Raw genomic sequence first — 13,456 nt, 5'->3', positions numbered from 1 at the left:
TCCCAATGAACGGGATGCCGCGCGTCAGCGCCGGTACCCGAGTGCGCGCTCGGTGTCGCGGGCGGCGCGGTGCAGCTCCCCGAGCGCGAACTGCGTCTCGGCGTCGCGCGGGAGCACCACCGACAGTGCGGCGATCACGGCACCCGTCTCGTCGCGGACGGGCACCGCGACGCCCGTGGAGACCTCGTCGACGTAGCCGGGTGCGATGACCCGCCCGAGCGTGCGGATCTCGGCGAGCGTGCGCCGCAGCGCCGCAGGGTCGACGATCGTGGCGGGCGTCACCGCGGCCAGCGGCCGGCCGAGCACCCTCTCCTGCAGGTCACGCGGGGCGAAGGCGAGCAGGACGAGGCCGGACGACGACGCGTGCAGCGGAAGGCGCCCGGCGACCCGCGTGATGTTCGCTCCCGAGTCGGGGGCGCTCAGACGCTCGAGGAAGAGCGCCTCCTCCTGCTCGAGGATCGCGAGCTGGGTGTGTTCGCGCACCCGCGTCTGCACCCGCTCCATGAACGGCAGTGCCGCCTGACGCAGCCGCAGCGCGTGCGACGAACGGGTGGCCAGCTCCCACAGCCGCATGCCGACGCGCACCCTGCGCTCCTCGTCGCGCTCGAGGAGCCCGGCATCCACCAGTTCGTTCACGATGCGGTGGGCCGACGAGCTCGGCAGACCGGCACGGCGGCCGATGTCGGCCGTCGTCTGCGCGGTCCGCGTGGGGGTGAAAGTCTCGAGGATGCGGACCAGGCGGTCGGTCACCGAGTCACCCGAGGGGGAGTTGGCCATGAGGCCAGAATGGCATGACTCCCATTCAGCGGGAACGTGCTGGCGCGTCGGCGGCGCGTGCCGGAACATGGTCCGGTCGAAGGAGACCCGATGACCCGCACCCCCGCCGCCGCGCCCGAGTCGCTCCTCGCCGCCCCCGACCAGGCGACGCAGGACGAAATCACCCGCGAGATCCAGGCCGCCCATGCCGCACTCGAGGCCCGCGAGGCCGCGGGCGAGAAGCTGCCGGCGACCGCGTACGACTTCCCCGCGTACCGGTCGAGCGTCCTGCGCCACCCCACGAAGAACCCGAAGCTCGTCGACCCCGAGACCATCGAGCTGTTCTCGCCCGCGTTCGGGCAGCGTGACGTCGCGGCGATCGAGTCCGACCTCACTCTCCAGCACGCCGGTGAGCCGCTCGGCGAGCGCATGACGGTGCGCGGTCGGCTGCTCGACTCGTGGGGGCGGCCGCTGGCGAACCAGCTCATCGAGATCTGGCAGGCCAACTCCGCCGGGCGCTACATCCACCAGCGCGACCAGCACCCCGCCCCGCTCGACCCGAACTTCACCGGCGCGGGGCGCGCGATCACGAACGACGCGGGCGAGTACGCGTTCACGACGATCAAGCCGGGTCCGTACCCGTGGAAGAACCACCGGAACGCCTGGCGGCCGGCCCACATCCACTTCTCGGTGTTCGGGACGTCCTTCACGCAGCGCCTCGTGACGCAGATGTACTTCCCCGGCGACCCGCTGTTCGCGCTCGACCCGATCTACAACAGCATCCATCGGCAGAAGGACCGCGACGCCCTCGTCGGCGTCTACGACCACGACCTCACCTCTCCCGAGTGGGCGACCGGCTACCGCTTCGACATCGTCGTCGACGGCCCCGACCAGACGTACTTCGAGCAGGAGGGCGACGCATGATCCCACCGAAGACCCACCGCCCCACCCCCGGCCAGACGGTCGGCCCGTTCTTCGCCTACGGTCTGGAGTTCCCGAAGCAGCACGAGGTCGTCTTCCCGCACTCGCCGGGCGCGATCGTGCTGTCGGGCACCGTGTTCGACGGCGCGGGAGCCCCCATCCCCGACGCGCTCGTCGAGATCTTCGGGCCGGATGCCGACGGCTCGGTGCCCCGTGCGCGGGGCGCGTTCCGCCGTGACGACCACACGTTCACCGGTTTCGGCCGCGCGTTCACGAACGACGAGGGGCACTACGAGTTCTGGACGCGCACGCCCGGGGCATCCGCGGGGCGGCCCGGGTTCTTCGCGGCGATCGTGTTCGCCCGGGGCCTTCCGAACAAGCTGCACACCCGCATCTACGTCCCCGGCGACGACGCGGCGCTCGCCGCCGACCCGCTGCTGTCCTCGCTCGACGCGGACGAGCGCGCTAGCCTCGTGGCGACGCGTACGCCCGACGGACACCTCCACCACGACATCCGACTGCAGGGCGAGAAGGAGACGGTCTTCCTTGCCTTCTGACCCCCTCGACGCCGGGCTCCTTTCGCCGGCGACCGTCGGTCACGACATCCTCGTCTCGGATCGGGCGTACCTGGACGCGCTCGTCCGCGCGGAATGCGCGCTCGTCACGGCCTACGCCGACCGGGGGATCGCCCCCCGCGAGATCACGGTCGCGGTCGACCACGCGTTCGGCCTGGACGAGAAGTACGGCTCGCCCTCGCTGGGCATCGACCTCGATGCGCTCGCGGCCGCGGCGGTGGCCGGCGGCAATCCGGTGATCCCGCTCGTCGGCGAGCTGAAGGGCCGCGTCCCCACCGAGTGTCGACCATGGATCCACCGCGGTGCGACGAGCCAGGACATCCTCGACACCGCGACGATGATCGTCGCCCGTGCCGCGGTGGAGCAGGTGATCGCCTCCCTCACCCACACCGGGCAGTGGCTGCGCGCGCTCGCCGAGGCGCACGCCGACACCGTCGCGGCGGCCCGAACGCTCACGCAGCACGCCGTGCCGACGACCGTCGGTGCCCGCGCGGCGGCGTGGGAGCGTGGCATCCTCCGGTCGGTTCAGCGGCTCGACGCGCTCGTCTTCCCCGCGCAGCTCGGCGGGGCCGCGGGGACCCTGGCGTCCTTCGTCGAGATCGCCGGATCGGTGGATGCCGCGGCCGCCCTGCCCGCGGCGTACGCCGAGGCCGCGGGACTCGATGTGCCCGACGCCCCGTGGCACGTCACGCGCTGGCCCGTGACCGAGCTCGGCGACGCGCTCGCGCAGGCGATCGACGCTGTCGGCACGTTCGCCGCCGATGTCGCGACCCTCAGCCGCACCGAGATCGGCGAGATCTCCGAGGGCACCGGCGGCGGGTCCTCGGCGATGCCGCAGAAGCAGAACCCGGCCGAGGCGGTTCTCATCCGCTCCGCCGCGTTGCGCGCGCCGCAGCTGACAGCGACGCTGCACCTGGCATCCGCACTCGCCGTCGACGAGCGCCCCGACGGCGCCTGGCACGCCGAATGGCCGACGCTGCGGGAGCTGCTGCGGCTCGCGCTCGGGGCCGCGTGGCACGCGTCCTCGCTCGCGGCGCACCTGCGGATCGACACCGATGCCGTGGCCCGGAACCTCGCGCTCACCGGCGGCCGGATCGTCAGCGAGCGCCTGCGGGGCGTGCTCGTCCCGCTGATCGGGGCGGACCGCTTCGCGGCGCTCGTCGGCGGCGACGGCGACCTCGGCGAGGCGCTGCGGGCACTGCCCGAGACCCGCGACCTCGATCTGGATGCGCTGCTCGACCCGGCGGGATACGTCGGGCTCGCGCCACGCCTGGCTCGCACGGAGGACCCCCGATGATCGCGCTCACCGCCCCCGTCGGACCCGCCGACGCCCCTCTCGTCGTGCTGGGCCCTTCGCTCGGCACGTCCACGATCCTGTGGGAAGACGTCGTGCCGCTTCTGGCCGATGACTACCGCGTCTCGGCCTGGGACCTCCCCGGCCACGGCGTCGGTCCCGTCGCGACCGAGCCGTTCACCGTCGCCGATCTCGCGGATGCCGTGGCCGCGGCCGTCGCGGACGAGACGTTCTTCTACGCGGGGGTCTCTCTCGGCGGCGCGACGGGGCTCGAGCTGGCGCTGCGCCACGGATCCCGGCTGCGGGCGGCCGCGATCGTGGCATCCGGTGCGAAGCTCGGCGAACCGCAGGCCTGGATCGACCGGGCCGCGCAGGCGCGGTCGCAGTCCACGTCGAGCCTCATCATCGCCTCGGCGCAGCGGTGGTTCGCGCCCGACTCCGTCGCCCGCCGCCCCGAGCTGACCGGTCGGCTGCTCCACGCCCTGCAGGACGCCGACGACGGGAGCTACGCCCGGTGCTGCGAGGCGCTCGCCGCATACGACGTGCGGTCGTCGCTCGGGGAGATCGAGGTGCCGGTGCTCGCCGCCTGGGGCGAGTTCGACGCCGTCGCGCCCGAGGAGAAGGCCGTCGAGATCGCGGACGGCGTCGCCCGCGGCCGCGCGGTGCGCATCGACGACGCCGGACACCTGCCGCCCGCGGAGCAGCCGGAGGCCGTGGCATCCCTGCTCCGCTCGTTCTTCGCATCCCCCGAGGAGACCCGATGACCCGCCCCGACGGAACCGGACTGACCGACGCCGAGCGCTACGACCAGGGCATGGCGGTGCGCCGGGAGGTGCTCTCGGACGCGCACGTCGACCGCGCGACCGCCGCCGCGACCGAGCTCACCGCGGACTGGCAGGACTTCATCACGCGCGTCGCGTGGGGCGACGTGTGGTCGCGTCCGGGACTCGACCGCCGTTCGCGTTCGGTCGCGGTGCTGAGCTCGCTCATCGCGCACGGTCACCAGGAGGAGCTCGCGATGCATCTGCGCGCCGCTCTGCGCAACGGCCTCACGGTCGACGAGATCCGCGAGGTCATCCTGCAGTCCGCGATCTACTCGGGCGTCCCCGCCGCGAACACGGCGTTCCGCATCGCGAGCGAGGTCTTCGCGGACGAAGACGCCCTCTGAGTCGAAACCTCCGGGCGACCGGTGCGGTGGTCGACCGCATCCGGTTGTCCCGCTCAGGATCGTCGGCTAGTGTCTAGCTGTCTGACAGCTATCACGACCGACGGAGTTCTCATGGCAACCAACGAACTGTACGAAGCGGGCCTGGCCAAGCGGAAGAAGGTGCTCGGCGAGCAGCACGTCGAGCGCTCGCTCGCGGCCGCCAGCGACTTCGCCCGCCCCATGCAGGAGCTGGTCACCGAGTACTGCTGGGGAGCGGTGTGGACCCGCGACGGTCTCGACGACCGCACACGCAGCATGATCAACCTCGCCATGCTCACCGCCCTCAATCGCGGACACGAGCTCAGTGTGCACGTGCGCGGCGCCGTGGCGAACGGCGTCACCGAGCAGGAGATCCAGGAAGTGCTGATGCAGACCGCGATCTACTGCGGCGTCCCGGCAGCCCTGGAGTCGTTCCGCATCGCCGAAGCGACCCTGAACGAACTGCGCGCCAGCGATGACTGAGGTCGGGTTCGTCGGTCTGGGCAAGATGGGTGCGCCGATGGCCGCGCGCCTCGTGCGCGCCGGTCACCTCGTGCGCGGATACGACCCCGTGGATGCCGCGCGCGCGGCGTTGACCGCGGCGGGCGGGACGGCCGTCGACAGCGCCACCGCGGCCGCCGCCGAGGTCGTCGTCCTGATGCTGCCGGACTCGGACGTCGTGGAGGCGGTCCTGTTCGACGGGGGGCTCGCGGCCGCGCTGCCCGAAGGGGCCCTCGTCGTGGACATGTCGTCCTCGGCCCCCACCCGCACGCAGGCCGTCGCCGACCGCCTGGCGACCCTGGGTGTCGCGCTCGTCGACGCGCCCGTCTCGGGGGGTGTCGGCGGGGCCGTCGCCGGGACGCTCACGATCATGCTGGGCGGCGACGACGCCGCCGCCTCGCGCGCCGCGGACGTCATCGGTGCGCTCGGGTCGGTCCGCCACGTCGGTCCGGTGGGAGCCGGCCACGCACTCAAAGCCCTCAACAACCTGCTGTCGGCGACGCACCTGTGGGCGACGTCGGAAGCCGTCCTGATCGGGGAGCGGTTCGGCCTCGACCCGGCCACGATGCTCGAAGCCATCAACACCTCCAGCGGTCGGAGCGGCTCGACCCAGAAGAAGTGGCCGGACTTCGTCCTGCCCGGCACGTTCGACTCCGGCTTCAGCCTGGCGCTGATGCTCAAAGACATGCGGATCGCGAGCGATCTGGGTCACCGCCTCGGGATGCCGGTCGAACTCGGCGACGCCGCCGTGCAGCGCTGGGCCGAGGCGCGCGAGAGCCTGCCCGCCGACGCGGACCACACCGAGATCGTCCGCTGGCTGCGGGATGCCGCCGCGGCGCGATCCCGCTGACGACCGGCCAAGGTCACGGATACGCGGCCCGCGGGCCGGAACAACTCGAGGAAGAGGAAACATGGGCGACATTGCAATGGATGCCGCGCGTCTGCGCGAGATCGAGCGCGTGGTGCAGGCCGACATCGACCGCGGCCGGTATTTCGGCGCGGCCATCAAGGTCGCCAGGGGCGGCGAGACGGTTCTCGATCTGGCCCTGGGTCACGCGGACCAGGCGGGCACGCGCCCCATCCGCACCGACACGGTGTTCAGCGTCTTCTCGATCACGAAGGCGTTCGTCAACGTGCTCGTCCTGCGCGCGGTCGAGCTCGGGCGGTTCGCCCTGACCACGCCGATGGTGGACATCGTGCCCGAGTTCGCCGGGCGTCCGCGTGACCGCGCGACGATCTTCCACTTCCTGACCCACACCACCGGGATGCCCGGGGTCTGGGAGCCCGTGCCCGGGATGCTGCTGGAGGAGCTCGAGGAGTCCGTCGCCGCCGTCGTCGCCCACGTCCACGGGGCGGTCGAGCCCGGATCGCGCTGCGACTACGCCCCGATGGCGGGTCACGTTCTGCTGGGCGAGGTGCTGCGACGCACGGATCCCGCGGGACGGGACATCGGGCGCATCCTGCGCGAGGACCTGTGGGAGCCCCTCGGGATGACCGACACCAACCTCGGCATCCTTCCCCACATGCGCGAACGCCACGCGGTGCCGGAGATGCGTGGCGTCCTGCCGATCACGTCGCGGTCGCGGACCAGCCCCGGCGACTACGGCCTCTACACGGCCGAGCGCAACGAGGCGGTATGGGCCGGCTCGGCCTCGACGACGGGGGACCTGCAGCGGTTCATGGAGATGCTCCGCCGCGGAGGCAGCGCGGGGGACGTGCGGATCCTGTCGCCGCGCATGATCGAACTCGCCCGCACCGTGTGGACGGGAGACATGCCGAACGAGCTCTACCGCACCGTCGCCCTTCGCAACGGCGACGCGGTGCCTCCGGCGCACCTGGGCCTGGGGTTCAACGTGCGGGGCGAGGGGATGTTCACTACTCAGCTCGGTACCTTGACCAGCCCTTCGACGTTCGGGAACTACGGAGCGGGGACCGGGCTGGTGTGGGTCGACCCCGTCTCCGACGTCTCGTTCGTCGGCCTGAGCGCGGGGCTCCTCACGCAGTCCGACAACATCGCGCGCTACCAGCGGTTGTCCGACATGGTCGCCGCGGCGGTCGTCTGACCGCGCGTGCCCTTCAGCGTTCGGCGATGACCGTGACGTGCTCGGACCCGGCCCGCGACGGATGCCGCGACGCGACGGCGCCGTCGTGACCGCTGACGATCGCGGTTACGGCGGGGTGGTTTCGCAGGGCCCGCATCATCTCGAGGGTCTCGTACATCTCGAGGAGGTCGGTCTGGTGGCGGAAGGGCATGTCGCGATCGAGTTCCTCGTCGAGGTGGACCGCGTCGCACGCCAGGATCACCACCCCCGTCGTCGTGCGTACGAGCACGGCGAGCTCGCCGGGAGTGTGGCCCGGCGCCGGCAGGAGCACGATGCCCGGGGCTGCCTCGTGGACGCCCTCGACGAGGGTCAGGCGGCCCGCGGCGCGCACGGCATCCAGGTGCTCCAGGTCGACCTCGTCGACGACGCTGCGCAGCAGCGGGCGGCGCGACCGGTCGGTGCCCCAGAACGCGTACTCCGCTGCCGCCATCGTCACCGGCCGCCCGGAGAGCTCGGACAGCCCGCCGATGTGGTCGTAGTGGGCGTGGGAGACGATGACCTCGGAGACGTCGTCGGGGGTCATGCCGAGTCCGGCGAGGGCGGCGGTGGTGGACCTCTCGTATTCGCGCCCGCGGGAACGGGCGCCGTTCTCGGACATGCCCGCGTCGACGAGGACCACACGTCCGGCGTTGCGCAGGACCCAGAACGAGTAGGTCATGAGCAGTGGTCCGTCGGGTTCGCCGTAGACGTCGTGGTTGAGGAACACGTGCGATCGTCGCGTCAGCAGGCTGCCCTGGCGCACCGCCAGGACCTCCCAGGTCTCCCCGCCGGCGGCGCACAGCGCAACGGCGGCGTCGGCGAGACAGGGGGCCGCGGGGATCATCACCGCATCCTATCGCCGGCCTATCGGACTATCAGACAGCCACGGATCCGCGCGGTGGCGCGATCCCGACGGAAGGAGTCCACATGACCGCGCACAGCGAGCGGGTCGTACTGGTGACGGGCGCGGGACGCGGCATCGGCGAAGCCATCGCGCGTCGACTGGTCGCGGACGGCTGGTGCGTCGTCGCCGTGGACCGCGACCTCGAGGGCGTCGAGAGACTCGAGCGCGAGCTGGGCGCGGACAGCGTGGACGCGGTGCGGGCCGACGTCACCGACCGCGCCGCGGTGGCCGACCTCGTCGCGGGCGTGATCGCGCGACGGGGGAGTGTGGATGCCGTGGTCAACAACGCGATGTGGGTGCGGTACGCCCCGATCGGCGAGATGACCGAGGAGGTGCTCGACGGCATGTTCGGGATCGGGGTGAAGGCGGCGTTCTGGACCACGCAGGCCGTTCTGCCCCACTTCCGCGAACAAGGCGGCGGTGCGATCGTGAACGTGTCGTCGCCAGCGGCGACGCGCGGATTCGACGGGAGCTCGGCGTACTCCGCGGTGAAGGGGGCGGTCGCGAGCATGACGCTGCAGGCGGCGCGCGAGCTGGGAGTCGACGGCATCCGGGTCAACGCCATCGTGCCCGGCGCCGTGCCCACGCCCGGCGCCCGGGAGGTCGTCGACGACGCAGGCTACGAGATCCGGCGGGGCATGACCGCGCTGCGGCGCCTCGGCACACCCGAGGACATCGCCGGGGCCGTCGCCTTCCTCCTCGCACCGGATGCGGGGTTCGTCACGGGGCATCTGCTCCACGTCGACGGCGGCCTCTGACGGCCTCGCGCCGGCTCAGCTCGGGGGCAGCAGGTCGTGCGCCGAGGTCATCGCGCGCGCGGCAGCCTGGACATGGGCCGCGGCCTCGCGCTCGGCGGCATCCGGGTCGCCCGACTCGATCGCCCGGTGCAGACTCTCGAACTCGGCGAGGGAGGCGCGGTCGCGGCCGGCGACGCCCAGCGTCAGGGCGCGCAGCTGCGCGACGCGCACCTGGAGCCCTTGGATCGTGCGGTCGAGGACGGGGTTGCCCGCCCCGTGGAACAGCGTGCGGTAGAACTCGGACTGCGCCTCGAGGATGGCCCGGTGGTCCTCGCTGGCGTCCGTCGCGGTGCGGAGGGCCTCGAGCGCGGCCGCCAGCCGTGCCCGGGTGGGCTCGTCGGCGCGCTCGCAGAACAGGCGCGCGGCGAGCCCCTCGAGCTGCGCGCGGACCTCGTACACGTCCCGAGCCTCCCCCAGGCTCAGGACGCGGACATACGTTCCCCGGCCGTTGCGCGACTCGATGAGACCCTCGGCCTCGAGCTGTCGGAGCGCCTCGCGCACCGACGGCCGGCTTGCACCCGTCCGCTCGGTCAGCTCGCGTTCGATGAGGAGCTGTCCGGGCTTGAGCTCGAGATCGGCGATCGCGCGCCGAAGGGAGTTCGCGATCTGATCCCGGATCGTGGGATGCCGCGTGACAGCCATCGATGCGCCGGGCGCGAGTTCCATGCGAGTCAGCATAGGCGTATCGCGTCTTGCGTCGGTTGAGCAGCTCACCTACTATCAGTCTGTCAGACAGCTTGGAGGCATCGTGGCCCAGCAGCACCCCGACGGCGAGAGCCGCGTCGCCGTCGTCACCGGCGCCGGCTCGGGCATCGGTGCCGCGCTCGCGGCGGCGCTGTCGTCCCGAGGTCATCGCGTGGTGGTGTCCGACATCGATGCGGCAGCCGCGTCCTCGGTCGCCGAGCGCGTCGGCGGTGTCGCCTTCGCCTGCGACGTCGCCGACCCGACGCAGGTCGCCGCGCTGCACGCGTTCGCGCTCGAGCGCTTCGGAGGGGTCGACGACCTGTTCAACAACGCCGGGGTCGGTTCGCACGGGCCCCTCGACCGCATGACCTCCGACGACTGGGCGTGGATGCTCGGCGTGAACCTCCACGGGGTCATCAACGGGATCACGTCGTTCCTGCCGTCGCTGCGGGGCAGCGCGCGGGGCGGGCGCATCGTCAACACCTGCTCGATGTCGGCCGTGGCGCCGGTGCCCGGTCTCGGAGCGTACGCGGCGGCGAAGGCGGGCGTGCTGGCGTTGAGCGAGGTGCTCGCCGCGGAGATGGCCGACGCACCCGACGGTGTCGCCGTGTCCGCGGTGCTGGCGGGCCCGATCCGCACCAACATCAACACCAGTGCCCGGCATCGCGACGCGAACGGAACGTACGCACTCGCGGACGCCGAGCTGCGCGGCCCCATCGTCGACCACATGATCGAGCCCGCCGAGGCCGCCGATCGCATCCTCCGGGGTGTGGATGCCGGGCAGCTGTACGTCGTCACGCATCCCGAACTCGCATTCCGCCCGCGAGAGCGGTCTGACCGCATCCTCGCTTCCTTCTCGTCCGAGTGAGCGGCCCCAACCCGCGCGCCCCGTCCCGACACGACCGACCCACCCCTGCTCGAAGGAGAGCCATGTCCACCGCACCGGCAACCGTCCATCCCGACGTCGCGAAGAATCCGCGGGACGCCCGTCGGGCCGCCCTCGGCAGCTATCTGGGCGCCACGCTGGAGTTCTACGACTTCGTCATCTACTCCACGGCATCCGCCATCGTCTTCCCGGCGGTGTTCTTCTCGGGCATCGATCCGGCGCTGGGTGTCGTGCTGTCGTACGTGACGCTGGCGGCCGGATACATCGCCCGACCGGTCGGCGCCGTGGTGTTCGGTCACTTCGGTGACCGACTCGGCCGGCGGCAGATGCTCGTCGTCACGATGATCATCATGGGCATCGCCTCGATCGGCATCGGCGTGATCCCCGGCTCCGCAGCGATCGGGGGCCTCGCCGCGGTGCTCCTGGTGACGTTGCGCGTCGTCCAAGGCTTCGCCGTCGGCGGGGAGTGGGCCGGGGCGAGCCTGATGTCCATCGAGCACGCCCAGGCCAAGAAGCGCGGCTTCGCCGGCGCGGTCGTGCAGAGCGGAGGCCCCAGTGGTGCCGTCCTCGCGACGCTCACGTTCGCGTTGGTCTCGCTCATGCCGCAGGACGTGCTCCTGGCCTGGGGCTGGCGTATCCCGTTCCTTGCGTCGGCCGTTCTGGTCATCGTCGCGATCCTGGTCCGCCTCGGTGTGAAGGAATCGCCGGAGTTCGCGGCCGCCGAGCGCTCCGCCGAGACCGCGCGCGTGCCGCTGGTGTCGACGTTCTCGCAGAACGGTCTCAGCGTCCTGCTGGTCGTGCTGACGGCGCTCTCGCCCTTCTTCCTGCAGTCGGTGACCTCGACGTTCGGGCTGCAGTACGCGATCGGCCACGGCAACGCGCAGGGTCCGGCGCTGTGGATGCTGACGGTGAGCAACGCCCTCACGATCTTCGCGACCCTCTTCTTCGCCGTGCTCTCCGACCGGTTCGGTCGCGTACGGATGATGGTCGTCGGGTTCGTGGTCACCGGAGTGCTCGTGTGGGTCGCCTTCGCCCTGCTGTCGCAGCCGAACCTCGGCGCGGTGCTCGTGGCCTTCATCATCCTCCAGCCCATCGGTAACGCCATGATCACGGGTCCGCTCGCCGCCTACATGGCCGACCTGTTCCCCGTGCGCAACCGCTTCACGGGCGTCGGGGTGTCCTACCAGCTCGCGGCGACCATCGCGGCAGGGTTCGCGCCGCTGGTCGCGACGGGTCTCGTAGGCGCCGCGAACGGTGGGACGTACCTCCTGACCGCTCTCGTGTCGGTCCTGGCGATCGTCGGGATCGGAGCGGTTCTGGCGAGCCGTCGTATCCGCGTGCAGTGATCGTCGCCGGTCCGCATCCGTGCGCGGGTGCCGGCGACTGAAGCAGAGACAAGGGATGCCGCCAGAACAGGCCGTTTCGCTCAGGATCGGCCTGTTCTCGGACATCCCCTGTTCTCCTGCCCGTGCACGAGCGGCGTGATGCGGAGGATCAGGAACGCTTATGTCTGATTAAGGCATAAGCGGGTAGCGTCGAAGCGAACCCCACAGAGAGGGAGCGACGATGCTTCTCGAGAGAGACCTCATCCAGTCCGTCGGATTCCGCAACGTCCGCGAGGGCGGCGAGATCACCGGCTTCCAGTTCCGCGTGCGGATGCCGTCCTACCGCGGCATGGCGGCCTCGCTGATCGACGGCATCGGCGTCAGCATCCCCGGCCTGGTCGACGTCGCGCCCGACGTGCCGCTGTGGACCCTCCAGGGGAAGCAGTACACGCTCGCCGAGCTGTGGGACGGCGACGGCGTACGCTGGCCGCTCGAGGACGCCGCGATCGTCACCGTGCCGCTTCCGGGCGGTCTCCCCGACGGCGTGCACGAGCTGTCGATCGAGCTGCGGCTGCGGATGTCCTACATCCCGCAGGAGCACCAGCCCAGCACCTACCGCGTCACCAAGCACGTCACGCTCGCGCCCGAGGCATCCGGAGCTCCGTTCCAGTACGGCGTCTCCCTGTACAGCTACATGAGCGACTTCGGCACCGTGATGGACCTCGAGACCGCGATGGCGTCGATCGCCGACATCGGCGCGACGGGGCTGGAGATCCTCGGCGAGGCGCACATCCCGAACTACCCCAACCCCTCCGACGAATGGGTCGACCAGTGGTTCGCGCTGCTGCAGAAGTACGGCCTGGAGCCGACGAACTACGGCTCGTGGATCGACACGCGGCTGCACTCCAGTGGCCCGAACGGCCGCGACATGACGGTCGAAGAAGGGGCTGCGGCGCTGCAGCGCGACCTGCGGCTCGCGAAGCGACTCGGGTTCCGGTTCGTGCGGCCGAAGATCGGCGTCGTCTCGAGCGACCTCATCCCGCACCCGATCTGGACCGAGGCGGTCGAGGCCTCCCTGCCGCTCGCGGAGGAGCTCGACGTCATCATCTGCCCCGAGATCCACTCCCCGACCCCGATCAAGCACGAGGTCGTCGACGACTACATCGCCCTCATCCGCCGCACCGGCACGAAGCATTTCGGGCTGCTGCTGGACACCGGGATCTTCCAGGACCGCCCGATTCCGCTCAAGCCCGGCGAACTGCCGGGCCAGCGTCCGGCGTTCCTCGACGGCATCCACGTCGACCCCGCCGACGTGTTCGACGTCATCGACAACGTCGTGTTCATCCAGGCGAAGTTCCATGACATCGACGAGGAGCTCGACGACAAGCAGATCCCGTGGGAGCCCGTGCTGCGTGCGCTGAAGGACGCCGGCTACACCGGCTACCTCTCGAGCGAGTATGAGGGCGAGCGCGAACCCTGGCGCTCGATCGAGCAGGTGCGCCGCCAGCACTCGCTCATCCGTCAGATCGCCGACCGGCTCTGAGCA

General features: G+C 71.3%; 15 protein-coding genes. 12 read left to right on the top strand and 3 right to left on the bottom strand.

What is annotated here, in order from left to right; all coding sequences use genetic code 11:
* Positions 1 to 24: 24 nt before the first annotated feature.
* Positions 25 to 777 carry an IclR family transcriptional regulator gene (locus tag LL239_RS02210; RefSeq protein ID WP_228161802.1) on the bottom strand — a complete coding sequence of 251 codons (753 nt, stop codon included), beginning with the start codon at positions 775 to 777 and terminating at the stop codon, positions 25 to 27.
* 90 nt (positions 778 to 867) lie between these two features.
* On the opposite strand from LL239_RS02210, the gene pcaH reads away from it, so the two are divergent.
* From pcaH to LL239_RS02170, 8 genes are all read left to right on the top strand, one after another.
* Positions 868 to 1,680 carry a protocatechuate 3,4-dioxygenase subunit beta gene (gene pcaH / locus LL239_RS02205; protein WP_228161801.1) on the top strand — a complete coding sequence of 271 codons (813 nt, stop codon included), beginning with the start codon at positions 868 to 870 and terminating at the stop codon, positions 1,678 to 1,680.
* Positions 1,677 to 2,234 carry a protocatechuate 3,4-dioxygenase subunit alpha gene (gene pcaG / locus LL239_RS02200; RefSeq protein ID WP_228161800.1) on the top strand — a complete coding sequence of 186 codons (558 nt, stop codon included), beginning with the start codon at positions 1,677 to 1,679 and terminating at the stop codon, positions 2,232 to 2,234. The genes pcaH and pcaG overlap by 4 nt, the downstream gene beginning before the upstream one ends.
* Positions 2,224 to 3,549: a lyase family protein gene (locus LL239_RS02195; protein ID WP_228161799.1), complete on the top strand. Its 1,326-nt coding sequence runs from the start codon at positions 2,224 to 2,226 to the stop codon at positions 3,547 to 3,549. Before pcaG ends, LL239_RS02195 begins: the two co-directional genes overlap by 11 nt.
* Positions 3,546 to 4,310 (top strand): alpha/beta fold hydrolase, encoded by a 765-nt coding sequence (locus LL239_RS02190; protein ID WP_228161798.1) that lies wholly within the window; start codon positions 3,546 to 3,548, stop codon positions 4,308 to 4,310. Before LL239_RS02195 ends, LL239_RS02190 begins: the two co-directional genes overlap by 4 nt.
* A complete protein-coding gene (gene pcaC / locus LL239_RS02185; protein ID WP_228161797.1) occupies positions 4,307 to 4,714 on the top strand; it encodes a 4-carboxymuconolactone decarboxylase in 408 nt (135 codons plus the stop codon). The genes LL239_RS02190 and pcaC (LL239_RS02185) overlap by 4 nt, the downstream gene beginning before the upstream one ends.
* A 111-nt stretch (positions 4,715 to 4,825) precedes the next feature.
* Entirely contained in the window at positions 4,826 to 5,215 is a 390-nt protein-coding gene (gene pcaC / locus LL239_RS02180) for a 4-carboxymuconolactone decarboxylase (protein WP_228161796.1), read from the top strand.
* On the top strand, positions 5,208 to 6,083 hold the full coding sequence (locus tag LL239_RS02175; RefSeq protein ID WP_228161795.1) for an NAD(P)-dependent oxidoreductase: 876 nt from the start codon (positions 5,208 to 5,210) through the stop codon (positions 6,081 to 6,083). The genes pcaC (LL239_RS02180) and LL239_RS02175 overlap by 8 nt, the downstream gene beginning before the upstream one ends.
* Positions 6,084 to 6,144: 61 nt before the next feature.
* Complete coding sequence (locus LL239_RS02170; protein WP_228161794.1) at positions 6,145 to 7,296, top strand: serine hydrolase domain-containing protein; 1,152 nt, start codon at positions 6,145 to 6,147, stop codon at positions 7,294 to 7,296.
* Positions 7,297 to 7,309: 13 nt separating this feature from the next.
* Here LL239_RS02170 and LL239_RS02165 read toward each other — a convergent pair whose 3' ends face one another.
* Positions 7,310 to 8,158 (bottom strand): N-acyl homoserine lactonase family protein, encoded by an 849-nt coding sequence (locus tag LL239_RS02165; RefSeq protein ID WP_228161793.1) that lies wholly within the window; start codon positions 8,156 to 8,158, stop codon positions 7,310 to 7,312.
* A gap of 83 nt (positions 8,159 to 8,241) precedes the next feature.
* On the opposite strand from LL239_RS02165, the gene LL239_RS02160 reads away from it, so the two are divergent.
* Positions 8,242 to 8,976 carry an SDR family NAD(P)-dependent oxidoreductase gene (locus LL239_RS02160; protein ID WP_228161792.1) on the top strand — a complete coding sequence of 245 codons (735 nt, stop codon included), beginning with the start codon at positions 8,242 to 8,244 and terminating at the stop codon, positions 8,974 to 8,976.
* Between the two features lie 15 nt (positions 8,977 to 8,991).
* On the opposite strand, the gene LL239_RS02155 is transcribed toward LL239_RS02160, so the two are convergent.
* A complete protein-coding gene (locus LL239_RS02155; RefSeq protein ID WP_228161791.1) occupies positions 8,992 to 9,681 on the bottom strand; it encodes a GntR family transcriptional regulator in 690 nt (229 codons plus the stop codon).
* 82 nt (positions 9,682 to 9,763) lie between these two features.
* On the opposite strand from LL239_RS02155, the gene LL239_RS02150 reads away from it, so the two are divergent.
* The 3 genes from LL239_RS02150 (at position 9,764) to LL239_RS02140 (ending at position 13,453) form a co-directional block, all read left to right on the top strand.
* Positions 9,764 to 10,567, top strand: coding sequence for an SDR family NAD(P)-dependent oxidoreductase (locus LL239_RS02150; RefSeq protein WP_228161790.1), 804 nt, complete (start codon positions 9,764 to 9,766; stop codon positions 10,565 to 10,567).
* A 62-nt stretch (positions 10,568 to 10,629) separates the two neighbouring features.
* A complete protein-coding gene (locus LL239_RS02145) occupies positions 10,630 to 11,931 on the top strand; it encodes an MFS transporter (RefSeq protein ID WP_228161789.1) in 1,302 nt (433 codons plus the stop codon).
* Positions 11,932 to 12,151: 220 nt separating this feature from the next.
* Positions 12,152 to 13,453 (top strand): C-glycoside deglycosidase beta subunit domain-containing protein, encoded by a 1,302-nt coding sequence (locus tag LL239_RS02140; RefSeq protein ID WP_228161788.1) that lies wholly within the window; start codon positions 12,152 to 12,154, stop codon positions 13,451 to 13,453.
* The last annotated feature ends 3 nt before the right edge of the window (positions 13,454 to 13,456 follow it).

Origin of the sequence: Microbacterium testaceum (assembly GCF_020781835.1) — a bacterium.
Taxonomy (GTDB): Bacteria; Actinomycetota; Actinomycetes; order Actinomycetales; family Microbacteriaceae; genus Microbacterium; species Microbacterium testaceum_H.
This window is presented reverse-complemented; position numbering and strand designations above follow the sequence as displayed.

Excerpts from the sequence above, each read along its gene's own strand:
- LL239_RS02210 (WP_228161802.1), bottom strand. The coding sequence starts at position 777 with ATGGCCAACTCCCCCTCGGGTGACTCGGTGACCGACCGCCTGGTCCGC.
- pcaH (WP_228161801.1), top strand. The coding sequence starts at position 868 with ATGACCCGCACCCCCGCCGCCGCGCCCGAGTCGCTCCTCGCCGCCCCC.
- pcaG (WP_228161800.1), top strand. The coding sequence starts at position 1,677 with ATGATCCCACCGAAGACCCACCGCCCCACCCCCGGCCAGACGGTCGGC.
- LL239_RS02190 (WP_228161798.1), top strand. The coding sequence starts at position 3,546 with ATGATCGCGCTCACCGCCCCCGTCGGACCCGCCGACGCCCCTCTCGTC.
- pcaC (WP_228161797.1), top strand. The coding sequence starts at position 4,307 with ATGACCCGCCCCGACGGAACCGGACTGACCGACGCCGAGCGCTACGAC.
- pcaC (WP_228161796.1), top strand. The coding sequence starts at position 4,826 with ATGGCAACCAACGAACTGTACGAAGCGGGCCTGGCCAAGCGGAAGAAG.
- LL239_RS02175 (WP_228161795.1), top strand. The coding sequence starts at position 5,208 with ATGACTGAGGTCGGGTTCGTCGGTCTGGGCAAGATGGGTGCGCCGATG.
- LL239_RS02170 (WP_228161794.1), top strand. The coding sequence starts at position 6,145 with ATGGGCGACATTGCAATGGATGCCGCGCGTCTGCGCGAGATCGAGCGC.
- LL239_RS02165 (WP_228161793.1), bottom strand. The coding sequence starts at position 8,158 with ATGATCCCCGCGGCCCCCTGTCTCGCCGACGCCGCCGTTGCGCTGTGC.
- LL239_RS02160 (WP_228161792.1), top strand. The coding sequence starts at position 8,242 with ATGACCGCGCACAGCGAGCGGGTCGTACTGGTGACGGGCGCGGGACGC.
- LL239_RS02155 (WP_228161791.1), bottom strand. The coding sequence starts at position 9,681 with ATGGAACTCGCGCCCGGCGCATCGATGGCTGTCACGCGGCATCCCACG.
- LL239_RS02145 (WP_228161789.1), top strand. The coding sequence starts at position 10,630 with ATGTCCACCGCACCGGCAACCGTCCATCCCGACGTCGCGAAGAATCCG.
- LL239_RS02140 (WP_228161788.1), top strand. The coding sequence starts at position 12,152 with ATGCTTCTCGAGAGAGACCTCATCCAGTCCGTCGGATTCCGCAACGTC.